This is a genomic window from Dysgonomonas sp. PH5-45, from assembly GCF_029893235.1.
Taxonomy (GTDB): Bacteria; Bacteroidota; Bacteroidia; order Bacteroidales; family Dysgonomonadaceae; genus UBA1309.
Genome location: NZ_JARXWE010000022.1, coordinates 16,315 through 40,850 on the forward strand (window position 1 = coordinate 16,315; position 24,536 = coordinate 40,850).

Annotated in this window: 24 protein-coding genes; all 24 read left to right on the plus strand. The window is 40.8% G+C overall.

Annotated elements, in window-relative coordinates:
• Nucleotides 1–25 precede the first annotated feature (25 nt).
• The 24 genes from M2132_RS08705 (at nt 26) to M2132_RS08820 (ending at nt 24,470) form a co-directional block, all read left to right on the plus strand.
• On the plus strand, nt 26–433 hold the full coding sequence (locus M2132_RS08705) for a type II toxin-antitoxin system HicB family antitoxin (protein WP_280672974.1): 408 nt from the start codon (nt 26–28) through the stop codon (nt 431–433).
• A 197-nt stretch (nt 434–630) separates the two neighbouring features.
• The gene (locus tag M2132_RS08710; RefSeq protein ID WP_280672975.1) at nt 631–1,443 is read left to right on the plus strand and encodes a hypothetical protein; all 813 of its coding nucleotides are present in this window, start codon (nt 631–633) and stop codon (nt 1,441–1,443) included.
• 67 nt (nt 1,444–1,510) lie between these two features.
• Nucleotides 1,511–2,131 carry a hypothetical protein gene (locus tag M2132_RS08715; RefSeq protein ID WP_280672976.1) on the plus strand — a complete coding sequence of 207 codons (621 nt, stop codon included), beginning with the start codon at nt 1,511–1,513 and terminating at the stop codon, nt 2,129–2,131.
• Entirely contained in the window at nt 2,131–3,849 is a 1,719-nt protein-coding gene (locus M2132_RS08720; protein ID WP_280672977.1) for a hypothetical protein, read from the plus strand. Before M2132_RS08715 ends, M2132_RS08720 begins: the two co-directional genes overlap by 1 nt.
• 174 nt (nt 3,850–4,023) lie before the next feature.
• Nucleotides 4,024–4,338: a hypothetical protein gene (locus M2132_RS08725; RefSeq protein ID WP_280672978.1), complete on the plus strand. Its 315-nt coding sequence runs from the start codon at nt 4,024–4,026 to the stop codon at nt 4,336–4,338.
• 191 nt (nt 4,339–4,529) lie between these two features.
• The gene (locus M2132_RS08730; RefSeq protein ID WP_280672979.1) at nt 4,530–4,901 is read left to right on the plus strand and encodes a hypothetical protein; all 372 of its coding nucleotides are present in this window, start codon (nt 4,530–4,532) and stop codon (nt 4,899–4,901) included.
• On the plus strand, nt 4,898–5,965 hold the full coding sequence (locus tag M2132_RS08735; protein WP_280672980.1) for a hypothetical protein: 1,068 nt from the start codon (nt 4,898–4,900) through the stop codon (nt 5,963–5,965). The genes M2132_RS08730 and M2132_RS08735 overlap by 4 nt, the downstream gene beginning before the upstream one ends.
• A gap of 6 nt (nt 5,966–5,971) precedes the next feature.
• Nucleotides 5,972–6,256 carry a hypothetical protein gene (locus M2132_RS08740; protein ID WP_280672981.1) on the plus strand — a complete coding sequence of 95 codons (285 nt, stop codon included), beginning with the start codon at nt 5,972–5,974 and terminating at the stop codon, nt 6,254–6,256.
• A gap of 66 nt (nt 6,257–6,322) precedes the next feature.
• Entirely contained in the window at nt 6,323–7,627 is a 1,305-nt protein-coding gene (locus M2132_RS08745; RefSeq protein WP_280672982.1) for a hypothetical protein, read from the plus strand.
• 1 nt (nt 7,628) lies between these two features.
• A complete protein-coding gene (locus M2132_RS08750; RefSeq protein ID WP_280672983.1) occupies nt 7,629–8,621 on the plus strand; it encodes a DUF6712 family protein in 993 nt (330 codons plus the stop codon).
• Nucleotides 8,618–9,397, plus strand: a complete 780-nt coding sequence (locus M2132_RS08755) for a hypothetical protein (protein ID WP_280672984.1) — start codon at nt 8,618–8,620, stop codon at nt 9,395–9,397. Before M2132_RS08750 ends, M2132_RS08755 begins: the two co-directional genes overlap by 4 nt.
• Complete coding sequence (locus tag M2132_RS08760; RefSeq protein WP_280672985.1) at nt 9,384–9,887, plus strand: hypothetical protein; 504 nt, start codon at nt 9,384–9,386, stop codon at nt 9,885–9,887. The genes M2132_RS08755 and M2132_RS08760 overlap by 14 nt, the downstream gene beginning before the upstream one ends.
• A 48-nt stretch (nt 9,888–9,935) precedes the next feature.
• Entirely contained in the window at nt 9,936–11,114 is a 1,179-nt protein-coding gene (locus M2132_RS08765) for a hypothetical protein (RefSeq protein ID WP_280672986.1), read from the plus strand.
• Nucleotides 11,115–11,119: 5 nt separating this feature from the next.
• Nucleotides 11,120–11,338 carry a hypothetical protein gene (locus tag M2132_RS08770; protein ID WP_280672987.1) on the plus strand — a complete coding sequence of 73 codons (219 nt, stop codon included), beginning with the start codon at nt 11,120–11,122 and terminating at the stop codon, nt 11,336–11,338.
• Nucleotides 11,331–13,460, plus strand: a complete 2,130-nt coding sequence (locus M2132_RS08775) for a hypothetical protein (RefSeq protein WP_280672988.1) — start codon at nt 11,331–11,333, stop codon at nt 13,458–13,460. Before M2132_RS08770 ends, M2132_RS08775 begins: the two co-directional genes overlap by 8 nt.
• A gap of 4 nt (nt 13,461–13,464) precedes the next feature.
• Nucleotides 13,465–13,650 (plus strand): hypothetical protein, encoded by a 186-nt coding sequence (locus M2132_RS08780; RefSeq protein WP_280672989.1) that lies wholly within the window; start codon nt 13,465–13,467, stop codon nt 13,648–13,650.
• Between the two features lie 15 nt (nt 13,651–13,665).
• Nucleotides 13,666–14,532, plus strand: a complete 867-nt coding sequence (locus M2132_RS08785; RefSeq protein WP_280672990.1) for a DNA adenine methylase — start codon at nt 13,666–13,668, stop codon at nt 14,530–14,532.
• A gap of 222 nt (nt 14,533–14,754) precedes the next feature.
• Nucleotides 14,755–15,189: a hypothetical protein gene (locus M2132_RS08790; RefSeq protein ID WP_280672991.1), complete on the plus strand. Its 435-nt coding sequence runs from the start codon at nt 14,755–14,757 to the stop codon at nt 15,187–15,189.
• Between the two features lie 227 nt (nt 15,190–15,416).
• A complete protein-coding gene (locus M2132_RS08795; RefSeq protein WP_280672992.1) occupies nt 15,417–15,953 on the plus strand; it encodes a glycoside hydrolase family 19 protein in 537 nt (178 codons plus the stop codon).
• A gap of 169 nt (nt 15,954–16,122) precedes the next feature.
• Nucleotides 16,123–16,629 (plus strand): hypothetical protein, encoded by a 507-nt coding sequence (locus M2132_RS08800; RefSeq protein ID WP_280672993.1) that lies wholly within the window; start codon nt 16,123–16,125, stop codon nt 16,627–16,629.
• 7 nt (nt 16,630–16,636) lie between these two features.
• Complete coding sequence (locus tag M2132_RS08805) at nt 16,637–20,812, plus strand: phage tail tape measure protein (RefSeq protein ID WP_280672994.1); 4,176 nt, start codon at nt 16,637–16,639, stop codon at nt 20,810–20,812.
• Complete coding sequence (locus M2132_RS08810; RefSeq protein WP_280672995.1) at nt 20,809–22,617, plus strand: hypothetical protein; 1,809 nt, start codon at nt 20,809–20,811, stop codon at nt 22,615–22,617. Before M2132_RS08805 ends, M2132_RS08810 begins: the two co-directional genes overlap by 4 nt.
• A 226-nt stretch (nt 22,618–22,843) precedes the next feature.
• The gene (locus M2132_RS08815) at nt 22,844–23,278 is read left to right on the plus strand and encodes a hypothetical protein (protein WP_280672996.1); all 435 of its coding nucleotides are present in this window, start codon (nt 22,844–22,846) and stop codon (nt 23,276–23,278) included.
• 13 nt (nt 23,279–23,291) lie between these two features.
• On the plus strand, nt 23,292–24,470 hold the full coding sequence (locus M2132_RS08820) for an HIRAN domain-containing protein (RefSeq protein WP_280672997.1): 1,179 nt from the start codon (nt 23,292–23,294) through the stop codon (nt 24,468–24,470).
• The last annotated feature ends 66 nt before the right edge of the window (nt 24,471–24,536 follow it).

Sequence of the window (24,536 nt, forward strand, 5' to 3'; positions counted from 1 at the left end):
GCCCTGCATAAACTAAAAAAAGAAAATGAAAAAGAATATTGTAACAGTGGGAATAACAGAAAATAATTATTCAGCCAGCTTTAATATAGGAGATGGAATTACTGTTGCCACTGGAAAAACGTTCGACGAACTAAAAAAAGAAATGAAATCGGCTGTTGAATTCCACCTGGAGTGTATGCGGGAAGATGGCGAACATATACCGGAATCCCTTTCTGGCGATTACCAGTTGGTTTATAAGTTTGACCCACAAAGCCTATTAACCCATTATAATGGAATATTTACCAAAGCAGCCTTAGAGAAGCTAACCGGTATAAATCAACGGCAATTGCAACGATATGCATCGGGCGAAAGTAAGCCCCGGCGAGAACAATCCGAAAAAATAGCTAAGGCTTTGCATTCCTTAGGCGAAGAATTATGTATTGTAGATCTCTGATTTTTATTTGACAATTTAAATTATCTGCAATGCGGCCTGAATTTTAACGATTCAGGCCTTTTTTATATATATTTCTATGATATGTATAAAAATATGGCAAAAACTATACATAATGTATATTGCCAACCATGTCCTTTTGCCGCACGAAAATTCGCACAACCTTTATCCATTATATTGATAACCAAAATTAAAAAAAAATGGATAATCCTAAAACTGATTTAAGACAAAAAGCGATAGACTGGCTAAACTCTGGTCGAAACCTTGATTCCGGTCTGGAAATATTGAAGGAAGCCGGTTATAAACCACATGTTATTAGCAACTTTTATAAAAACAGGTCCCGAAGAGATATCCCTAAAAAAATACTTCAGGAAGTACGCAATTATATTCGCTATTGTACTAATCCGCAAATCAATAATTCTGTACACGAAGACGAACCACCTGTTGGTAATCCGGATGAAAAATTTGAAGGCAATATCGATAAAGAGCTCCAGAAGGAATATCCCGGTATCATAAAGCAACTGCTTACCGATTTCCGAGATTTGTATATCGATCGTAGCAAGCAACATGCTGCTTTAAAAGCAGTAGGCGAAGCCAACGACGAGAAGTCTATGGGCGAACGCAAGCGCGTTAGTATGGTTATCGATGCCGAAAGCCGCCGAATGGATACGTTATGGAAAGCCTTTGAAGAATATAAGACATTAGGATTACTCCCGGGAGAATCGCTATTTGCGGAACCATTCAATCCCGAAACTATTGTGGAGCAAAAAAACCAGAAAAAAGAAAAGCCATTCATCCTTCCTGATGATGCTGTTTCTTTAAAGAAAATGTCTGAGAATTGGAGAACAAAAATTGTAAAAGCCGAAAACAAACTTCAATACCAGTCCGAAAAGCAAGGAGATAAACCTAATCCTATCCCTGTAGGTCCAAAACGTATTACACAGGAAAAGCGCATTTCACAACTTAAGGAAGAAAAGCTGGCTATTGATACTAAGATAGCGGAACTCAAATAGTTATTGTTTAGTGTATGTTTTACAGGAAGTACCCACCGGAGGGTGCTTCCTGCTTAAAAATTGAGGTATGGGAAAGAAAAATGGGATAACAACCACTACGGGGTATCAGGTAAAAAAAAGTCTGGAGGAGCAAAAATACGATGTAATATTAGCGCATATTCTTAATCCGGATAATTCTCCCTTGCCGGACGAGTACCGCCAACAGTTTGACCGGATAAAGTATGCGGCTGTAGCCTTGGACGAGTACCATCCAAGTAATGTAATACCCCGTTTACTTATAAAATATAATATTACACGAAATCAGGCGCGTAATGATATCAAACTGGCACAAGAGTTATTTAAATCAAAACATACCTTCGATTTCGATTTTTGGCAACAATGGCAAATAAAAGACTTAGTAGATGTTATTCGTACTTGCAAGCTGGCAAATGGTAAGTTAGAGAAAGAACGAGTAGCGGCACATAAGGTACTGAAATCTATCATTGGCGATAAACCTACCGGCGAAGAAGATCCTCGCCGAATGGAAAAGAACATATTCTATATACAACTGAACAATAATAACACCACGGTAAATATTCCCATGGACAAACTGAAAGGATTGTCACAGGAAGAAGTACAAACCGTTGTAGCTGCTATGACTACTCCGGAGATAGAAGATAGTGAAATTATAGAATTATTAAATACGTAATGGAAAATTTCTGGGAGGAAAATATATCACTCAATTCTTTCCAAATATCAGCGATGACATTCCGGGCAAAGATAAAATCGTTGATAGCGGGGCGCGGTACCGGTAAGTCATTTATTACCGGGGCTGAGATAGACGAAAATGTGCGCACTATGCCACGGGGAATAACCGGTGTTGTACAGCAAACATTGGGTCAGGCTTTAACCAAAACACTTCCTTCAGCCTTCAAATATATGGAAAAAGCCGGCTATCAGAAATATAATCCTAAAACTAAGATTGGCGATTATGTGATATGCCAGAAACCTCCTGAACATTTTTATACTCCACACGAAAAAATCATGAGTTACGAACACATGATTACTTTCAGTAATGGACATAGTTTGTATCTTCTTTCACAAATAGCCGGTGCGCGTGGGCCGAACATAGACTATACGTTATCTGACGAAGCTCTTACTTTAGATAAGGTAAAGTTCGACCAGGAAGCCGTGCCGACTAATCGAGGCAACGAAGAACAGTTTGGCATCCATTCTCCTGAGCCGTTATTTAAGCACCATGGTTCTACGTTTACTTCTTCAATGGGATATCTTCCGGAGCATAAATGGCTAACCGATTTCGCAGCCTATTACGAAGAAGAAGCCGGTATTCAGCTATTCGTTGTTTGGAATAAAATAGTGAATATGCAACTGCAGCTTATCCAGGCTAAAATGAATAATGACGAAAAGACTGCTGTCGAATTATGGAAAGAATGTGGCAGGCTACGTAAAACCATTACTCCATTCGTAAGCAAGGATGGTGTATTATTTATGTTATCCAATGCTTTCGATAATATCTATAATCTTGGATTCTCATATCTAACCCGAATGTATAAGGTGATGGATTTGGTTTCTTTTATGATAGAGATATTAAATTTTTATATCAATAAGGTAACCGATTGTTATTATGCATTGGATGATAGGCATATATACTATAAGGCCGATAATGATGATTATATACGTGGGTTGGCTGAAAACAATAACTTCGATTGGGAGGAACTGGCTAAAGGGCGTGACTGCTTATGGGATGCCGATTGCGACCCAAACAAGCCCCTGGAGATAACCCCCGATTGGGGAACAAAAATATCACTGATAGAGGTTGCGCAAGAATGTACGTTCGATTTTGTTTCAGGCGTGATTACTTTATGCGACAATAACATAAACGAGTTCTTTGTTAAGCCCGATGAGAATACAGATACGATGATTAATGCACTGATAGATAACTTCTGCCTGTATTATAGCAAACATAAAACAAAGGTAGTATATTACACAGTAGACACTTATGGAGATATTCGTCTGGCTAACTCAAAAAAAACGTATAATCAGCATGCTATTGATAGGCTTAAGAGGCATAAATGGAATGTTCGGGTGCGTAAGCATCCGGGCAAGGAACCGCCTCAAAACGACAAATACCTTCTATGGGGATATATGCTTCACGAAACAGAACCGCGTCTGCCAAAGAAACGATTTAACGGCGCAAGGTGTAAGTATACACTAATTAGTATGAATAATACATCCGTCATCCAAAAGAATAACGGATTTTTCGAGAAAGATAAGCGTAGTGAAAAAAAGACATCAGTTTTACCTGAAGAAGCTACCCACTTTGGTGATGCTGTGGATAAACGAATATGGACAAAGTATGGAACAATCCTTAAGAAAGGATCCGGTTTTGTTAATCCACGTATATAAGAATCCATCAAATAAATGTTAATATTTATGTAAATAAATAGAAATCATTTAGTTATAATTTGAAATACAGAAAAAAAAGAATATAAAAATCCTTTCGAAGTACACCGCGCCCTATCGGAACCGCCACGAAAAATCGGATTTTTAAAGGAAATGTTAAAAATGTATAATTTTTTTATGAAACGAAAAAAAATCGGATTTTTTCATGGAAATGACACAGAGAGTGTGGAAGATCCTTTTTCTAAGGCTATCGCTGTAAAAAAAGCACAGATAAAGCAATTCATAGATAATTGCTTCACGCCATCAGGAGTTACTGAGAGTAGGGAATTTAAATCTTCGGCAGAATTGATTTATATGCTCCGTGAATTCGATAACCCTTCCATGAAGCTGATAAATGAAATAATGAATGAATCAGGGTATCAACTAACATTTATAGCTGGTGTTCCAAATTGGATTGTATATATAAAGAACCTTGACTTCTACTTGGATTAACATGCTTTACGTGTCCTATTTTCTGATAGCCAGATGCTCGATATTTGTATAATAAACAATCAATGTAAGTAATGGTAAAATATATTTACATATTCTTTTTTGTGGTTCTTATTCATTCATGTGCTTCTCGGAAGAAGTCGGATAGTCATCTGTCTGCTTCTTCCGTTTCGAATATCGGTTTAAACAAAAAGGTGACAATCGATAGTGATATAAACCGGATAGACTGGAGCAAAGTTATCAGCTCTATTGATATGGATATCTATATCCGCAGATATGATATGACAGCGCAACCTGATTCTGCCGGCAACTATCCGCTTAAGGAGGAAGAATCCATAAAAGGGAAGTACGATAGTCAGGCTGAGCAACAAACTGCCAGCAATCAATCAAAGCATGAGAATTCAGATACAAACTATTCTGCCAGGCTTCAAAATAATATAGAGGCCTCTCAAATATCCGATTCTTCTTTAGGTACAGGTTCTGTGTTCAACCTTAACTGGTTATGGCTATTTATAGTCCCTGTTGTTATTTTCCTGTTTATTAAAAAAGTTAAGAATAAGAAATGAATATCGTAAGACTACCGGCAGAAGGATTAAGCGCTGATTATGGAGATATTATTCTGGACTCGGTTACTGGTACTGTCGAGTCTATAATTAACATCGACGGGACGGAAATACTTCATGAGGTATACTATCCGGATGTGTCAGGAATGGTATATATCCGTGATATAGGGTCTTTGGCTATGACCTACGATTCTGTTCAGGATATTAATTTGGATAACGGATTGGATGGTTCGCGTGTGCGGTTGGATATTACACTACAGGAAGGCGAGCAAACGGAATCTTTCCAAGTGTATATATATAGGTGTGATGCCGAAACAAGAGGAACTCTTTCTGTTCCGTTATTAAAACAGCAGCCATTATCGCGCTTGAGTAAAAAGACGACTGGAGTTGGAAGACGGGAGTTTATTTCTTTTTACGGACCAGGGCAAATATCCGCTAATGTCATTTATTCCGATACCAAAACCGATCAGACAAAAATAATTTTATTGGGAACAATAGCGCACGATGATGGCAATCAATATAAATACGATGTTTCTCCTGTAATTATCGCATCACTATGTGGTATTTCTGAAGCGGATATTGCATCTTATTCGGTCTACAAATCTGAAAGTGATATGATTCGTTTCGTAATGGATCACCGTTCTTTTCTGAATAAAACCACTTTTTTGTTTCGGAATATATTTGGCGCGCAGGAGGCCTTCACTTGCATAGGTGACGCTAATGCTGAAAAGAAGTGGACGCGTAGTTATGGCAACATAAACCGTCGGCAGAAGCAAATAAGCAGGGATCTTGCTAATACCATAACAGTCAATACCGGATATATCTCTATAAAGTCTACAGAGATTATTGAAGATCTTCTAAACTCACAAAGCATATGCTTGCTTGAAGATGGGCAACTCAGGGATATTTCGATAATAGAAGAATCCTTTAAAGTAACATCCCGACGTGACGAGCTGATAGCCGTGGAATTTAAATATAGATACTCGTCAAACAATCAGATGCAGTTCCGTAAGCCTGCAAATACACAGAGAGTATTCGATTTTACTTTTGATTCATCTTTTAATTAGTGTAATATGAACAAAGCGACACACATACGAAGAAACATGATGCTCAAGGAGATGGATATTAGATGGCTGCCCAATGGTAAGCGGAATATCTTCTCCGTAAAATTCGTCGACAAATCCGGCAAGTTGCGATATATACCTCAAGCCTATATGCGCGGATTGCCATACAGTGTGCAGGATGCCCGGCAAAGGGGTATACAACCTTGCGATTGCAAAGGTAATGCCGAAGGGCATGTATATCCTGCAGGAATAGATATGATTATTATGTATAACAACATGGAAGTAGATCTCTAACTGTTTATGGATATATTATATAACAAAAAAGGTGTCCCTCTTATTATGTCTTGCTCCGGTGCGTTTATGAGCACAACAGGATCGCCAACAGGAATAACACCCGAAGAAAAAAAGAAACTTATTCAAACGGTAGATACTAAATTGGATCAGGATTTTCTGAAGGTATCGGGGATAAATCTTCTGTCGTGGAATGCTAATAACGACTTTCCACAATGGGCTGATAAGATAATAACCAGTACCGGAGTATTGAATACTGGTCTTAAGTTCATTCGTAATTTCACTTTAGGACAGGGTATACATGCCTGTATTATTGACGGATATGATGATGACGGCAACGAAATATTAAAACCTTATCCCGATCCTGCAGTACAAAAAATGGTATCATCCAGAGTTTCCCGCAGGTATATGGAACGCGTCGCACGCGACTATTTTAAGTTCGGTTGCGGCTTTTTGCAATTTATACCCAACGGAGATGGAAGTAAAATTGTAGGTATTAACCCTTTGAATGCCTATTATTGTCGTTTAAGCGATCGTGACAAGGATGGACGCGAAAAATGTGTTATTTCCGGCAAGTGGCCCGAAACTCCCACTCAGGCAGACTATAAAGCGCGCGATGTGTTGATGGAATATGACCCTGAAATGGATTTGGATATCCGTCGGTTTGAAGGGAAAGCTAAAGAAGACACCGTAATGGTTATTCGCGACAGCTGGAGCAACAAAGACACATACGGCGAACCTATATGGCTAGCCTGCTTCCTTGCCGGATGGATTGATATAGCTAAACAAGTGCCCAGATATTTGCAGAAGGTTTATAAGAATCAGGCTACATGGAAATGGCACATACAGATACCTTATTCTTTCTGGGATAAAAAATTTCCTGAAGCTGATTTTAATACTGTTGAAGACCGTCAGGCTGCCATCGACTTGTATATGGACGAAGTAGAAGTTAATCTTTTAGGCGTAGAAAATGCCGAAAAGCCCTTATTTACCCATTATGCCATAAATGATTTGAACGGGAAAGTTGAAGAGGAATGGAAAATTACGGCTCTTGATAATAAATCGAAAGAAGGCGATAAACTGGTTACTTCGGCAGCCGCAAATTCAGAGATATTGTTTTCGTTAATGATAAACCCTAACGTGCTGGGTGCCGGTATGCCCGGGGGAACATATGCCGGCAATCAGGGAGGGTCTAACATCCGGGAGGCTTTCCTTGTCAATATAGCCAATGCATGGATAGACAGACAGAATTTTCTGGATCCACTCGAAATAATGGCTCGGTATAATGGGCATCAGGATGTTGTTTTGCGATTCAGAAATACAATATTAACCACGTTGAATACCGGCTCCGGTACGCAACAAAATTTAGCATGATATGATATTTTCAGAAGCAAAATGGAGTAATGGGGATGAAATAAGGCCTTATATCCCGGTATCGAACGCGCTTACCTTCCGCACCATGCGAACAGCTATACAAAATGCTTTCGGTTTGTTTATACGCCCTGTTGTAGGCGATAAGATAGTAGATAAACTGCAATCCATATATGATGGTATAACGGATATATCGCTCATAACGGAAGATACAACCGATAAGGATATAAAACTACTTTATTATGCCCAGCGTGCCAATGCGTTTCTGGCTTATTGGTACGATTACGATGAGCTGCAAGTTTTGATAGGTGATTCAGGCACTAAACGCCAGGAGTCTGACAAGGCAAAAACTCCGTATAAGTACCAGGAGTTAAGCCTTAAGGAAGGGTTTAAACAAAAAGGATTTGATGCACTGGATAACCTGATAGCATTTTTGGAGCAAAATATAGACGATTATCCCTCTTATAAAGAGTCGGACAATTATTCCCAAATGTTGACCTCTATCGTAAGGAATGCCACAGAAGTTAATGAATATCATAACATAAATAACAGTAGGCTTATATTTTTGCGTCTTAAGCCTAACCTGCGGATAATAGAAGATACTGTTATTGCTCCACGGTTGGGATATGCTCTTTACGAGGAACTTAAAGCCAAATTACAGGAAGATAACCGAGAAGAAAAATATGCAATTCTACGCCAAAAACTTATTCCGGTACTGGTGTTGTATTCTATCCAAAAGCTTATTCTGGAAACGGGAAACGTTACTGACAGGGGATTGTTTTTTTCGAGTCTGAAGGGGAACGAAGGCTCTTACGCTTCGCACGATCTGGTTGCCGATAACCGTATAACGCTACAGGCCGATAAAGCGGAAGCCGATGCGATATCTTACTGGATATTGGCAGAGCGGTATGTTAAAGAAGAATTTGGGATATCCTTATCCAAAGGTTCAAGAATACCGCATAGGGATAATAACCATAAAAAATCGTATTGGGCATGAGAAAAGTAAGGATAGAATATACTAAGTTGTTTTTTTTCAAGAAAAATAAAGAGATCTATATTCCGGACAAATGGGAAGAGCTTTCGGAACGTCAATTTGCCATATGTGCTAAGTTATATTCGCAACCGGTACCGGATGATATATTTCTTTCGGAATTTTACGGAATAAAAAAGAGCCTTGCTCATAGGCTGTCAAAGTTCGAGCAGTATAAATTAATTGAATGCGCCGGATTTGTTTCCGATCCTAAACAGAAAATTAATTATTTCTTTTTGAAATCTATTCCCGGTACATTCCTCGTTTCACCAGAGCCACGTCTCAAGGATATATCCTTCGAGCAGTTTATGCTTTTCGATACGTTTTTTTTCGATTACATGAACGACCCGCAAGAATATATCCTTCGGAAGTTCGTGGCATGTATTTACACAGCTAAGGGTGAATGTACATCTGATTTCGACTTTGAACAGCGAATGGAATATCTATTAAAGAAAGTAGACACTACTACCATGTATGCTATATTCCTTAATTACACCTTTATTCGCAAATGGTTATCGGGGGCATTCCCTTTCTTGTTCGAATATAAAGAAGACAACAGGCATGAACGGAAACAGCCTTCCGTCAAAGATAAAACGCCCAGTCGTCCAAACTGGAATGCCATACTCGATGGTCTTATAGGCGATGATATTTTGAACGAAGAAAAATACCGTAAAATAAAGTGTATACGGGCATTCAAGACTATCAATAACCGGATAAAAAACTATAACCATGGCAAACGATAACCTATTAGACCAATTTACTGGTTATATAGAAAGTTTATGCGCAAAGCATACTTCTATACGGCATTCTCCATCGAAGAAACATTTTGTTCGCCTCGATAATGACGAGCTCCTACAGGAAGGAAAGTCTAATATATTTTATCCGGTTGTGGTTATGGAAAAACTAACTATTACTTACTCCGGCTTAGAGGACAGTTTCCGTAAAAGTCGGCATATAGAACTTTTGTTTCTCGACCATGTACGTGATGCCGGCAATTTCGGAAATATAGAATCAATATTTACAAATATGGAGTCGATAGCTGAAGATTTTCTAAAAAAAATAAGGATAGACAAAAGAGATACCAGCAACTATCCATTTCTAAAATCACTCGTTATCAGTAATGCCGAAATAGAATATGTTGAGAATATACATACCCACCTATGGGGGGTTCTGTTAGCTTTTGATATGGAACTTCCATTCAACAATTGCATAGCCGCTGGGCGGTTCGAATAATGTCCTTTTTCGGGAAATTTAGAGGATTTAATTTTACAAAAAACAATTATGGCAACAACAATAGAAGAATTATTACAGGATGCTATCACAATTAAGGAAGAAACAGCGACTGGCGCTAACACTGCCGAGCGTGTAGGCGGATGGATGGAAGATGCGACTAATATACTGACTCCAAAAATAAACGAAAACGGCACACCCGTTGTTTATGTCGATGAAGACAATCCTATTTCAGATAGTATGCTATCAGGGTTAACTATTCGTAAATCTATTTACACATCGTTATCAGGCTTTATATCATCGCTTAACACTTATACAAACTACTGGGAGTTAGGCGGTAAAACCATTACCCGCGCGTCTGTAAATTCAAGGCCTACGTTTTTAGTCATAAGCAATTTGAATGATAATGGCACAAATAGAGTATCTCAAATCGTGATAGGCAACCTAACGATAGGCACTGATGGGAATTTAAGCAATGTCTATTCTCCCGATTCAAATATTATTTATCGGAAGTCGGCTCCCGGTGCTTTCGATACGTGGGAATCATGGAAATATTTAACCAAAGGCGATACCGATATATTTACCTCACTAACTTCATTACAAGAAGATAAGGCCGACAAACTGAACGGCGACAATGCCCCGGTTGTGTATCACGATTTTATAAACCCTGTCTTCGAGGGCTTTATTGATACTCCTATCCAAAAAGTGGGTGCGGATGGCACGTTCGAGGGTATTTATTACAGCACGGCATCCCGTTGTTTTGGCGCGAGAATCAATAACGATGGCAATGTTGTCTATACCAATGTGATACCCGGCGATGACGTTACCTTCACTTACTACAATACGAAGGATGTTTTCGGCACGGACCGCCCTTATCCCAACAAGGTTTATTCGTGTGGCGACAGGCTGTACTTGTGGAACGGTACGGATTTGATAGAAGCCTTCAATAGTGCGAGATTTGAACGCCGCATAGCCTTTGTTACGGAACTCACGGAAAATATATTACCGATAGGCGAGGCAATGACTATCTACAAGGCAACCGGCAAGAACCTGCTGAAGCTGGAAGTGAAACCGAACGACAGTTCAACCAATTGGACAAATATCCCATTGGATGCTGATACGAGCATCGACCTGAGCGCAATGCTACCGACCGATGCTTTGCTGCGTGTTACCCGCAATACAATCGACAGCGTTGCAACAGTTTATTTATTCACCCGTGTAAACCAATAATAACTATGAAATACGAAATAAAACATAACGAAAATACCTATCAGGTAGACGATTTGCTGATGCTGACAGAACAGACGAAAGAATTTCAACGCTTCGTTTCCGAGGCCGAAAAGCAACCATTCGATGGCGGCTGTATAATAAATGCCGAAAACGCAACCTTGATGATATACAATACAGGCAGAATACTTGTAACCTTAACGGAAAGCGAGGTGAACAATGGATAAGTACGGATGGAGGGATATTGATAGTTTCTTCGGGTTATCAGAAGCTACTTATTATAGTAAACTGGGGCGGGCGAACGCAACAGGTAGCGCCAGCGATCCCTACAATGAACGCAAGGTAATTACCCTGTCAGCCAATCGTCAGGATTTTGTGTTTGGCACAGGCGAATATAATTGTTTATTAACACATACGGCAAGTGGAAACGGTAATAACTTAGGCGTATACGGACAAGGGAAAGAATTAACCACATTAAGTCTTGTGAAAACGAAAGATTGGCAAATGCCTTATTTTTCTGATATGCGTATAAAATCATTATCAGGAAATAGCACTTACGGAAACACTTTTAGAAATTGCATCTTTGACAAAAATTACACATCGTGGTATGTGAATGGGATGCTAATTGCAACGAATTGTATATTTTATACACTTTCTCTGGCAGGAACCAGTCAAACATTTGTACAGTCCACGTGTGTAGATGTAACTTACACAAATGTATACAATGTACATTCGTGCGCACTATTCAGCAAGTGCAATATTGTCATACCAGACAGCACTTTTCTAAATAATAATAATGTTAAGAATTACTACGAGGCCTTCAATAACTGTAAATTCCAAATCGGCACAGAACCAGAAGCCACTCTGCTTGTGGGTAATACGGCCGATGAAGTTCGTCAGAACTTTGTGGATAGATGTACGGCGCAAGGCTTTACAGTTCCTGCATATACCGAATACGGTGGCACGAATGTACCGATGGGGCGTTGGATATTCTCGAACAACTCCATAGCAGGCGATTATGATGTTATAGAGGGAAGTGATATAGATGCGTTTGCAAAGCAAAGGGGTATATATTTCGGTTATTCAAGTCAGACGGTTAAGCCGATAGCCATATCCGCTGATGGCACGGCGGCGGCTTCGTTCAACGCGGATAGTCCGAAAGAAAATATCTCCCTATCTGATAACAGCATTACACTGGATGGTGATACAACCATCCGTAACGAAGGCTATATAGACAGTAACATAATCTGGCTGGGCGGCTTGCGAAAGCTGAATATGCTCAACATATCGCACAATCTGCCTGTGGATAGTGGCGTAGCCGTAGATAGCACTTTTGCTTTTGGCCATAAGCTCGATAAAATAGACGGTGTAAACGAGTCGCTAAACCAGCCTTTCGATGGCATCACGGTTGCCGTGCCTGTACAAATGAGTACTACGGCAACGCCCGAAGCCATTGTGTTCTGTAAGGGAATGTTTGCGGGGCAAAATACATTTGCCGCCAAAGTGGGCGATACGTATTATAACAATTGGGTAGGTCGTGATAATTATGCGGATGGAAATGGAAAACCGCTTACCGACCGTTTATTCGTTCACAACGACCAAAAGTATTATTGGGATGGCTCAAAGATGATAGAGGCCAACACCTCTATCGAACCCGATACGATGTATATCGTGCGTTCGGACGACAATAACGAGGCAACCGTTACTTACAACGGCACTGCTTACAGTTCGTCGCTTGCCACACGCAATAATGTATTTATGGGCGTCAGCGGAGTGGAGTCGTTCACGCCGAGCAGCAATGCCGTGATACTCCCCGTACGCGATGTTATCAATTATCAGACCGTACAATTACGTATTGTGGAGAGTATTCCGGGCGATAAAATCACATCGGGAAGCTTGTCGTCCGGCTATTGGTATTTTGTGACTCCCGATTCGATGGGCGATACATCGGGAACGGTTACTTATAATGGCAAAACATACCCATGCCTCAGTTCGTTCCTTGCGACCGACACAACCGCATTCACCATTAACGGCGCATGCCATTTGCGCAGATGCTGGAATCAGGACTTCGATTTCGGAATGGAAACGCAGGATGTCGAATTTTGGGCAGATAAGCAAAAGCCGTATTGGGTAGATATCAACCCGGACGATTTGCGATGTATGCACAAAAACAACTCGCCGTCGGTCAATGAGATGAAAACGGACGATAAGGGTAATTATATCGCATCCGGACATCCTTTATTCTATCCCGAACTTACGGGGGTGAATGGCATCAAATCGCCAGCCTTCGGCATTATGGGGGCATTTATGCAGATAAGAATAATCATATCAACCTTAAATACGATGTAAGCCTATGGAAGAGCATATAAGTAATATCAGCTACGGGTCGGCTTTGGTAGAAGAAAAGGATATCCTGCAATCGGTCACTTCTGCCAGTTATAACACTGCCGAAGCGGATGTGCTGGAAAACCAGTCGGTTAGCAATGTTGATTACGCAAGCCAGGAAGCGGGGAAAAGTAAAGTAATGTTTTATCTATGATTAAAAACTATTTAAATGCCATTAAAACGATATAAAGTTGCTCCCTTACCATTCCAGGGACAAAAGCGTAATTTCGTCAAGCCGTTTGTCGGCACATTAAAGGAGCTGAGCCAAAGCCAGGATATAAAGGTCGTTGTCGACCTATTCGGCGGCTCAGGCTTGCTTTCTCACACAGCAAAACGAATTTTACCAGGATGCAAAGTTATTTACAATGATTACGACGGCTTTTCGGCTCGTTTGCGTAACGTTGAGCGCACGAATGAGCTGTTAACTGATATAAGGGCGCTTTTGTGTGATTACCCGAAAGAAAAGCGCATAAGCGAGGCGTATAAAAGTGTTATACTTGCGCGGATTGAGAAAGAAGAAAAGAGAGGCTTTGTCGATTACATAACTTTGTCGTCGTCGTTGCTATTTTCGGCTTACTATGTTACAAACTTCGACGAGCTCAAATCCTCAACGTTATACAACAGAGTAAAACAAAACAATTACGATGTTAACGCGGCTGAATACTTATACGGTTTAGAAGTTGTAAAGTGTGATTATTTAGAGTTATTCAATCAATATAAAGATGTTACAGGTGTTTTATTTGTTGTTGACCCGCCATATTTAACGACTGATACAAAAACGTATCTTTTCGACCAATATTGGAAGCTTTCGGACTTTTTAAACGTTATAAATGTGCTTGATCAAAGTAATTTCGTTTTCTTTACATCGAGTAAGAGTTCTTTAATTGAGCTTTGCGAATGGTTAAATGTCAACCACAACATTAAGAACCCTTTTGAGAATGCTGATTTAAAAACGCATGAAACGCGATTAAATTCGGACTCAAAATATATTGATATGATGTTTACAAGAATTATAGAAATGCAAAAAGCATCTTAATTTCACACCATTTTAATACTATAAAGATGGCGCAAAGACTTGAATTAGACAAGCTTTCGCTCTATTTATTTTGTGTTTATTTGCTATTTGTTAGCGAGTTATCAAAAATAGATTTTTTTGTACTTTTCAATTTATAAAGCTGTATTTTTCATTTTCGCAATTATATAATGTTTTATCTATGAATATATGTGGGATGCGATTAAAATAATTATAACAACGGCTATGGGTGGGTTAATAACCTACCTTAAGCCGGTATATGACCCGATGGTAGTACTTGGTTATGTGTTCTTTATCGACATAGCCGCCGGTATATTGGTAGACCTGATACGTAACGACGATAGATTGCGCATCCGGAAGTTGCTTATCGCCCTCGCGTTCCTCGCGCTATACTTCACTATAATAGCAAGCACGTACATCATAGGCGAACATCTGGGCGATGCTGACGAATCCCTGTATATCGTAAAAACGCTTACATATACATTCACATACTTTTATGTGAGTAACACTATCCGGAACTTACGATTGTTGGCCCCCAATAACAAGCCCCTCGCTTTCCTTGATTATTGGTTAGGCCTGCAAGTTATTAAGAGGCTGCCGGATTTAGCGAAATTCTTAGGTATAACAAATAAACAGAAAGATGATGATCGCAATGATTAAAAGATTTATAGAACGAATAAAATCAAGGCTTAAAGACCCAATAAGCCATTGTGAATATTACAAAAAGTATGGGTGTGCACATGTAGATGGTCTCTTATGCTCGTGCGAAGAAATGGATAAAAATAGCGAGGAATAACCAAAATCTCGCAAAAACTATATAATAAACCCCGATTTTCTATACATATCCGGGAAACATGTATAGAAATTTCAAAAAAACGATATATATTATGGTAACACCCCAACAACTTAAGCAAATTTTCCCGCAAGCCACAAGTAAGAATATAGATTTATTCCTGCCACACCTCAATAAGTATATGCTCGAATATGGTATTAATACCCCTGTTCGCCAAGCTGCCTTTTTGGCTCAGATAGGGCACGAGTCGGGGCAATTACGCTATGTAGAAGAAATAGCTTCGGGAAAGGCTTACGAGGGTCGCCGCGATTTGGGCAATGTGTACAAAGGCGATGGCGTGAAGTTCAAAGGGCGTGGATTGATTCAGATAACCGGCCGCGGCAACTACAAGCAGGTTTCGGAGGCTTTCGGTATCGACTTGCTTGCCAATCCCGAGCTGCTTGCTTCGCCCGAATATGCTGCTATGTCTGCCTGTTGGTGGTGGCACAATCGGGGATTGAACGACCTTGCCGACCTTAATACCATCAACTCATTCAAAAAAATAACCCGAATCATCAACGGCGGATATAATGGTTACAACGACCGACTTAAATTATGGAATAATGCGAAAAGGGTTTTAATACAAGAATAAGGAATCTCTTATTCTCGAAAATGGGTTAAATAACAGAACAACAACGATTATTTTTTTGAATTATCTTTTCATTTTTTTCATTAACCCGCTCCATCCGCGAGGACAGGGCGGCTTTTTTTGTCCTATTTCAAAACCCTTATTCCGCTGATATTTGCATCAAAAAAAAGAGATGGCAGATTCTACTCCCCCACTAATGACAGAAGAACAATTTAATGCTTCCGTGAGAAAATGGGCTATTCCTATCCGGAATAAAATGGTGATGAATGCCCAAAACAAAACAAAAGGGAAAGGAAAGGGCACATCTTATTCCAACATAAAAACACAAACATTGGAGGTTCCCCTTTCCGGTTCTATTCGATCGTCGGTACTGAAAAAATATGGAACAGCCTCAAGAGTTCGATTTTCTTTTGCCCGTCAGGGTGTATATATCCATTATGGTGTAGGGCGAGGATATATACGATCTGGTAATGGTGTGACACGAGGTTCCAAGAATGACAAATCAGTAAAAACTTCCGGGCCAATCAATCGTAAACCAGTCGATTGGTTCGATGTAGAGATAAAAAATGGAATAAATGCATTGGCCGATATCGTTCAGGAATATTATGGCGATGATACTATGCGCGAAATCCTGGAGCAATACGATAAGGCTCTGATTGAGAAAAAAATAAAGAAATAAAAAAGTTATGGCAGGTAAAATATCATCGCGTGGTGTATCGGTATATATCGATGGATCTAAAGTTATCAATTCAGTAAGAGGTATACAGCGCGAAATGCGCAAACTTATAAATGAACAGGCAAATATGGTTGCCGGCTCTGAAAAATACATCGCCCATACTCAAAAGATAGCACAACTAAACAATATTCTGACGCAACACAAAGACTACCAGAAAGAAATAACCAAGGAATATAGCAATATGTCGGGCGCAGCCGACGATTTTGAAAAGAAAAGCAATAAGTCATTTAATGGCATTGCCTCTGGGTTAAACAAATTGAAAGGAGCTGTTGTGGGATTACTGGCTTCGTTTACGGTCGATAAAGTCGTGAATGAATTTGCGAAGCTGGACGATGCTCAAGCAAATGTTCAAAAATATACCGGGCTTACCAGGTCTGAAATAAAAGAACTGAATAAAGATTTCAATAGTCTGGACACACGTACGGCACACGTCCGACTGAATGAACTGGCAGGCGACGCCGGCCGATTGGGCATACAAAGTCGTGATGACATTATGGATTTTGTTGATGCCGCCAATATTATAGATGTCGCTTTGGGTGAAGACTTAGGAGAAGGTGCTATAAAATCTATCGGGAAACTTGCTCAAATGTTCGGCGATGCTGATAGAATGGGGCTAAAACAGGCGATGTTAAGTACTGGGTCGGCCATTAACGAAGTAGCACAAAACTCCAGTGCTTCAGAGCCCTACTTGGTAGACTTCACCAATCGCCTTTCGGGGATAGGCAACCAGGCAGGATTTTCTATATCGCAGCTTATTGGCTTAGGTTCTGTGCTCGACCAGAATGCTCAACAGGTCGAAACATCGGCTACAGCTCTCAGCGGTTTAATATCAAAGCTCTATCAAGAACCTGCTAAGTTTGCTAAAATAGCAGGTCTTGACGTGAAAGAATTTTCAGATCTTCTCCGCAAAGACGCTAACGAAGCATTGCTTACTTTGCTCGACACTTTGGGCAAGAAAGGCGGATTAGAGCAGCTTGCACCCATATTCAAGGATATGAACCTGAATGGAGCACGCGCTTCCTCTATTCTTTCCGTTTTGGCAGGCAATATAGAGAAAGTGCGACAAGAGCAGGAAACGGCTACCGCGGCCTTCAATGAAGGGCAGTCAGTAATAAATGAGTATGAGGTACAGAATAATACTTTTAGAGCCAATCTTGAAAAACAAAAAAATGTTCTTTTAGGTTATGTTACTGATATAGGCGAAAAGTTGGCTCCCATGATACTTGAGGGCGCGTCGGCAGGCAATATGCTACTTAAAGTTCTTACTTCGCTTATATCTATACTGATAGAATATAAAGGAGCTGTTCTTACAGTAGCGGCTGCCTATGTGGTGTATAATGTAGCATTGAAGGCTCAAATAGCATATCAGACGGCATACAACTCTATTGCTACAGTAACCAGATTAATAACTTTGGCAAATGCCGGAGCAAAAGCTGTAGAAACAGGAAATACACTACGTGCGGCAGCCGCACAAAAGTTATATTATTCTACTCTCGAAAAAGGGGGTATCATTACCAAAGCATATGTTGCCGTAACTTCTCTTCTCAGTGCTGCCAAAGCATTATTCACCGGGAATGTTATTGCGGCAAGGGTTGCCATGACACAGTTTAACGCGGTGGTGAGCGTTAACCCTTTAGGGGCATTCCTTGCGGTTGTGGCAGCCGTTGCGGGTGCTATTTACCTACTCTCCAAAAGAACCGACGAAGCCACTAATAAACAAAAAATATTAAACGATATAAACAAAGAGGTGGCAAAATCGGTCGCCGCCGAAAGGGCTGAATTGAGCTTATTGCTTACTGTTGCCCGCAATGAGAACCTGAGCAAGGAAGATCGTCTGAAAGCTATCAGAAGGCTGAACGAAATTTCTCCGGAATATTTAGGAAACCTTACTCTTGAAAACATCAATACCCAGGCGGCAACAAAATCGGTTAAGGAATATACTGAAGCTCTGCTACAGAATGCCAAAGCTAAAGCCATAAAAGGAAAAGTAGAAAAAGAGTATGAGAGGCATGCCGAACTATCTTTAGAAATAAATAAAAAAGAAACAGAACTCACTAAAAACAATATTCCTTTAGACCCAATCAGTGCTGCATTGCAGGCGGGAGATAAAACAACCTTGCAGCAACAGAGGTCACAACAGTTACAAGCAGAGATTTCAGAACTAAAAAAACAAAGAAGCGAAGTAGAGAAGAATATAGATGCATATTCGGATTTATTTCGGGTAAATATTAAAGTATCTCGTTCTCCTGCCGATCTTCTACAGGATTACAACAAAGCCAGCGATAAACTGAAAGAATTAAATTTGGAATATGGTAAAATATTTCAGAAGCAAGATTGGGCATCGCAACAACAAAAGATGATACTCCAGGCTCAGATAGCAGGCCAACAGAAGGTGGTGGATGGGCTACAAAAAGAATATGAGTTAAGAACTAAATTGCCGGAAGCGGAAAACAACACACCCCCCACTACACCCCCCACTACACCTCCCGGGGGCGGGGGTGGTAAATCTAAAACCACCGCATCTCAACAGCGCGAAGAAATGAACCGGCAGCTTCGGGAGCTCGAAACCGGACACGAGCAAGCTATGGCTGATATTAAGCGGAAATATCAGAAAGGCGATATCAAAACCGAAGAAGATTTTAATGAAAAAAAGCTTGAGCAACAGGACAAATACGATGATGAACGCAAAAAGAAACTCCAGGACTTGCTCCGGTCTATTACCGACCCATCGCTCCGGGCCGATATCGAAAAGCAGATAGCCGGCATCGAAAGCAAGGCTCTCGACAGGCAGATATCCGATATGGAGAATGTTCGCAAAAAACTGGAAAAGGAGCGAACTGAGGCAGAAAATAAACGTATAGCCAGCGAGTTGGCCAATGTGGATGCCAGGGAAAAACAAGCTGAACAGCAGCTTGCCTTGTTCCGGGCCAAAGGTGAGATATCGGACCAGGAGTATCGCGACCGTCTGCTCGATAACGAGAAAAAATACCTTGAGGAGCGCCTCCGTATTAATGGGCTTACCGAAAAGGAAATAGCTAAAATTCGGCAACAGCTCGACTCCTTGCCTGCCGAACGGGCAATCGGGATGGCCGAAGCTCGCGCTTCGGCGCTCGACAAATACGGGCTGGTAAGCCTTCAGGACCAGAAAGAGCAGGAACTTGCCCTAATAAAGTATTACGAAGACCAGGGAGTACTTACCCACGAGGAAGCTATCCGCGCGCGTGCGGTGGCCGATCAGTCTTATCTGGATGGGTTAACGGCTAAGGTGTCAGCCGTGGAATCCCATATACAAAATATAGCCGGCAATCTTTCGGGCACGATGACCAATTATGCTTCTGCCGAAGAAAGTGCCGTTTCCCGCAAATACGACCAACAGATAGCTGCGGCAGCCAATAATTCCGCCAAGCAGAAAAAACTGGAGGAAAAGAAACAGAAAGAGCTGAATGCTATTAAGGCCAAGTATGCCGATAAGCAGTTTGCCGTGCAAGTGGCGCAAACCATATCGTCTACATCGGTAGCGGCCATGGAAGCATATAAAGCAATGGCTGGCATTCCGGTTATCGGACCCGCGTTGGGTGCTGCCGCAGCTGCTGCAGCGCTGGCCTACGGAGCATCGCGGATCAAGGTAGCGCGCGAACAGCGCGATGCCGCTAAGGAAGGGTATTACAAAGGTGGTTATTACATAGACGAAGGATATACCGGGGGGGGCGATCCTAAACAAGTGCGCGGTTATCTTCCCGATGGTTCGCCGGTGCATGGAAAAGAGTTTATAGCAAATCATGCCACCACTTCTTTGTTCAGGCCTTTGTTCGATGTGATGGACGAAGCGCAAAGGCATAACACGGTTTCTTCCATATCGAAGCGCGATCTGGCCAAGGCATTAAATATCCCTACCGGTTATTACCAGGGTGGATATAATGGGGTGGCATCTCCTACCCCTGCCGCTGCAAAAAATTCGTGGTACGACGAAGCCTACGAGAGGGTTACCGATGTGTTGGAAAGGCTCGATGAAAAAATGGACAATCCATTCCGGGGATATGTCGTTTACAAAGGCGATGGTGGTATAGAAGAAGCTCAGCGGATAGACCGCAAGATGGATAAAAACGCGAAACGAAATACATTATGACAACCGAACTATTTATTAACCGTATGCCTGTAGTACTGCCTCAAGGCTTCAGCATAACCTATATCGAAGAGAACTACTTCTTCACCAAAAACGGGAAGTATACCTACGATATTACCCTTTCGTTGCTCAACCCGCGGAATGCTATTGTTTACGCGCATCTTAACCGTATAAATCGGAAGGATGCGCCACCAAAAGACCGGACGGCCTACCTCGTGGTTGACGGCGAGGTGGTGATGAACGGCACGGAGGTAATACTGTCATATACCGACACCGAGGTAAAAATACAGCTCGTATCGGGCAATTCCGACCTTAATTTTCTGGGAGGCAGCGACCGCAATATACGCGACCTTGACCTGGGCGAGGCGCCCGACGAGAATTGGGTGTTCCGTCCAAATGCGGGAGAGGAGGCAAGGCAGTGGAGCTTAAAACTTGAGGCATATTATGAACAGGATTATCCCGAAAGGGAATATCAGTACCTGCCTGTTTTTACACCTACATCATCGTTCGATGGTAAATTTACGTTCGATTGTCAGAACAAACACGAATTTGTGGAAAGGATACAAGGGATAAACCAACCTTCTCCGGAGATTAATGTTAATTATATACCACAGCCATATTTTTGCTTTATTATCCGCAAAGTGATAGAATATTTCAATTATAAGATGGTTTACAATGCGCTCGAGGATACAGTGTTCCGGCAAACTGTTATGGTGCATGGCATAGATACCCGGCAGTATGCCAGGATGCTGCCCGATTGGACCGTCGAAGAATTCCTGAACGAAGTGGAGCTCGTGTTCGATTGCACTTTTGTTGTAAACGATTTCGACAGAACGGCGCGTTTGTTGTTCAATTACCAGAACGACGAGCAAAATACGCAGCGTGTAAGCCTGCAGGCGCTCGACGAATTTGAAGTGGAGATGGACGAAGAAAATACCCTTACCGTACGCAACCAGAACCTGAGGTATGCTCTGGACGAAACCGACAACACAAAGTTCGCAAACCTCCCTGAAGCTATTTACAGTAAAGCTATCAATACGCCCGTTATCACAGGCGACCTGTTTGCTATGGTAAACGATTCTTCCGACGAATTGCGCGAACAACGTATTTATAACGCGGGCAACAACCGCTTTATAGCCTACAATACCTCCGGCAGTAACTATATTGCAAAAAAAGTACATTGGCATCCCCCGTTATATAACAACCCCGGAGGCAAAGATACCATTCGCGAGCTGCGCATAGTACCGGCTATGTTCTACTCTGTGGTTCAAAACAGCGATATGGAAGATCAGGTTTGGATACAAATGCCTTATGTTGCCGAAGCTGACGACCGGCGTAGACGATATGTGAATGATGAAAAAACAGCAGAATTATTCAACCTACAGGAATTAATAGAAAACGAAGCATCCGAAACAGAGGTCATTCCTTCCAAAATACGTCTTGTGCTCTATTCCGGGTTAAAAAAACTCGATAAGAAAAAAGAATATACCGGTAATGCAACATATGGGGCGCTAAGCTATGTAGAAGACCTGATAGAGTATTTCGACGAAGCGCAATTGATGCGCAGTATTGTTTACGCGGGCAATCCTTTCCGCCTACAGAATATGCAGGAAAATATATACAGCCGTGCCCGCAAGATAGACACCACCAGTGTGCATAAAATAAAATTCGTGAACAACCGCAAGCTGGACATTACTTCTATCTTTGTTGTCAACAACAAAGCCTACCGTTGCCAGAAAGTAGAGCGAAAAATCAACGAAAAAGGTTTCGATCCCGTAGCCAACGGCTTTTTTTATCCTTTGGAATAGATTTGTTAAATAATTTATCTGTTTTTATTAATTTTCACTACCTTTACCCCCTAACATCAGCAAGATATTTGCATTCCGGTTAAATACGGGTAACCGGTATGTACCGGAAATAATATACAAGCAACGGGAGTAGGCGCCGTATCGCCGAAACCGCTGCTTTTTTGTTTTTTATGGTAAATGTAGACACATTTATTACTAATACTATAAACACAAAATAAAGAACGTTATGAAAAAACTTACATTTCTGCTATTGGTATGTGCGTTTGCGCTTACAGGATGCTCGGATGGTGACGATAGCTTCACTGTTCACGAAAACGATTTGGTGCGTGCAGGCGTTGAAGGGTTGTATCGCAAAAAAATGGTAATGGAAAATGGAGAATGGGTGCAAAAAGGGTATAATCTGCTTATTCCCCGAACAGGCGAAAAAACCATTGTTGCCTGTGATTCTAAATGCACTAACAAAGAAAGCCAAAAGCATAATCCTATATATTACGAAAATAGTTATCTAAATTATTCTGGAGGCTCTGCTATAAATTGCTACGTTTGTGGAGCATCTTATCAGATGCATACAGGAAAGCCGTATAGCGATAGCTACAAGCCCCTAACCATGTGGAAAGCATCATACAATGCTGAAAACAAAACTTATACTATAACGAAGTAAAAAGCGAAATGCTATGACTTGGACTATTGTTATTATCGTTGTGGTTATTCTTATCGTTTGGCTCAATATTTCCACCAGAAAGAAGTTGAACAAAGAGGAGGAAAAGACGCGAAAAAGTAGAAGCGAAGCATATAATTATTTCGAAAATCAAAGATTATCGTCAAAAAACTCAAATAAAAATGCAAACCAACGGGTTCAACTTGGTTGGGAATATCAGAAAATAAACTGCGCCGTAAAAGGGTTGATTTATAGAACGTCAAGTGAGCAAACCCGGGCAAAAAATATTGAAGTTGGTGAAGAACTTTTTTTGGAAAGGGAATACAACAATTATTACGACAAGAATGCCACAAGGGTTATAACAAAAGATGGCTTTTTTATCGGATACGTTGACGCTGACTATGCCCCTTCAGTCGCTTTGCGTATAAAAGACGAATTTGAAATTCTGTGTTATGCCTCGAAGGTAACTGATGATGATCTTCCATTCATATATATCGATATTTTCTATAAATCTTCCGACAAGAAAAAATTACGTATTGAGGATCTTGTTAAATCGGAGGAGTATTTATCGTACGACTTTGATAAGATTAAGGAATTACAATGGGACATATCACGTTTTACCTTGGACATAGACAGTAAGCATCGAAAAAAAATAACCGAAATGATAAAGCGTTTCCAAGACGACGAAATCCGGAACAAAATAAAGGATTATTCGTATGCCAGACTGGAGCAATTTTTAAAAACAAACGAAGCAAAAGAAATAGGAAACGATCTACGTCTGGAAATATTGGATAAACTGCACGAGGAACCCGCTCTGTATAAGCTTCAAAGAAGACATACAAAACTCAAGGATAAAGTAAATCGCCTGAAGAAAGGAGGTAATGGCGCTGATCAGATACCCGTTTTGGAAGAGCAGATGGTAATCATTCGCGAACAAATTGCAGAATTAAAAGCAAAAGAAAAAGGGATTTATTCACTGCCTGATTCTATCGAGGAGCTAAAGAAAATGTCCGAAAATTGGAGAACAAAGATCCTCAAAGCCGAAAACATGCTTAATTATCAATCAGAATCTAAAAAAGGAAAAGAGCCGAATCCAATGCCCGAAGGTATAAAGCGTATAAATTTGATAAATAGGATATTAATTTTAAAGAAAGAGAAAGCCAATATCGATGCTAAAATTGAGAATCAACTATAATTTTTTGCACATCCCAAAATTTAACACTATGTTTGTAATGCGAAATTCATATTATCAAAGGTAGAT

Excerpts from the sequence above, each read along its gene's own strand:
- M2132_RS08820 (WP_280672997.1), top strand. The coding sequence starts at position 23,292 with ATGACTTGGACTATTGTTATTATCGTTGTGGTTATTCTTATCGTTTGG.
- M2132_RS08720 (WP_280672977.1), top strand. The coding sequence starts at position 2,131 with ATGGAAAATTTCTGGGAGGAAAATATATCACTCAATTCTTTCCAAATA.
- M2132_RS08750 (WP_280672983.1), top strand. The coding sequence starts at position 7,629 with ATGATATTTTCAGAAGCAAAATGGAGTAATGGGGATGAAATAAGGCCT.
- M2132_RS08745 (WP_280672982.1), top strand. The coding sequence starts at position 6,323 with ATGAGCACAACAGGATCGCCAACAGGAATAACACCCGAAGAAAAAAAG.
- M2132_RS08740 (WP_280672981.1), top strand. The coding sequence starts at position 5,972 with ATGAACAAAGCGACACACATACGAAGAAACATGATGCTCAAGGAGATG.
- M2132_RS08800 (WP_280672993.1), top strand. The coding sequence starts at position 16,123 with ATGGCAGATTCTACTCCCCCACTAATGACAGAAGAACAATTTAATGCT.
- M2132_RS08715 (WP_280672976.1), top strand. The coding sequence starts at position 1,511 with ATGGGAAAGAAAAATGGGATAACAACCACTACGGGGTATCAGGTAAAA.
- M2132_RS08785 (WP_280672990.1), top strand. The coding sequence starts at position 13,666 with ATGCCATTAAAACGATATAAAGTTGCTCCCTTACCATTCCAGGGACAA.
- M2132_RS08770 (WP_280672987.1), top strand. The coding sequence starts at position 11,120 with ATGAAATACGAAATAAAACATAACGAAAATACCTATCAGGTAGACGAT.
- M2132_RS08735 (WP_280672980.1), top strand. The coding sequence starts at position 4,898 with ATGAATATCGTAAGACTACCGGCAGAAGGATTAAGCGCTGATTATGGA.
- M2132_RS08810 (WP_280672995.1), top strand. The coding sequence starts at position 20,809 with ATGACAACCGAACTATTTATTAACCGTATGCCTGTAGTACTGCCTCAA.
- M2132_RS08705 (WP_280672974.1), top strand. The coding sequence starts at position 26 with ATGAAAAAGAATATTGTAACAGTGGGAATAACAGAAAATAATTATTCA.
- M2132_RS08815 (WP_280672996.1), top strand. The coding sequence starts at position 22,844 with ATGAAAAAACTTACATTTCTGCTATTGGTATGTGCGTTTGCGCTTACA.
- M2132_RS08775 (WP_280672988.1), top strand. The coding sequence starts at position 11,331 with ATGGATAAGTACGGATGGAGGGATATTGATAGTTTCTTCGGGTTATCA.
- M2132_RS08710 (WP_280672975.1), top strand. The coding sequence starts at position 631 with ATGGATAATCCTAAAACTGATTTAAGACAAAAAGCGATAGACTGGCTA.
- M2132_RS08790 (WP_280672991.1), top strand. The coding sequence starts at position 14,755 with ATGGGTGGGTTAATAACCTACCTTAAGCCGGTATATGACCCGATGGTA.
- M2132_RS08755 (WP_280672984.1), top strand. The coding sequence starts at position 8,618 with ATGAGAAAAGTAAGGATAGAATATACTAAGTTGTTTTTTTTCAAGAAA.
- M2132_RS08725 (WP_280672978.1), top strand. The coding sequence starts at position 4,024 with ATGAAACGAAAAAAAATCGGATTTTTTCATGGAAATGACACAGAGAGT.
- M2132_RS08765 (WP_280672986.1), top strand. The coding sequence starts at position 9,936 with ATGGCAACAACAATAGAAGAATTATTACAGGATGCTATCACAATTAAG.
- M2132_RS08760 (WP_280672985.1), top strand. The coding sequence starts at position 9,384 with ATGGCAAACGATAACCTATTAGACCAATTTACTGGTTATATAGAAAGT.
- M2132_RS08780 (WP_280672989.1), top strand. The coding sequence starts at position 13,465 with ATGGAAGAGCATATAAGTAATATCAGCTACGGGTCGGCTTTGGTAGAA.
- M2132_RS08795 (WP_280672992.1), top strand. The coding sequence starts at position 15,417 with ATGGTAACACCCCAACAACTTAAGCAAATTTTCCCGCAAGCCACAAGT.
- M2132_RS08805 (WP_280672994.1), top strand. The coding sequence starts at position 16,637 with ATGGCAGGTAAAATATCATCGCGTGGTGTATCGGTATATATCGATGGA.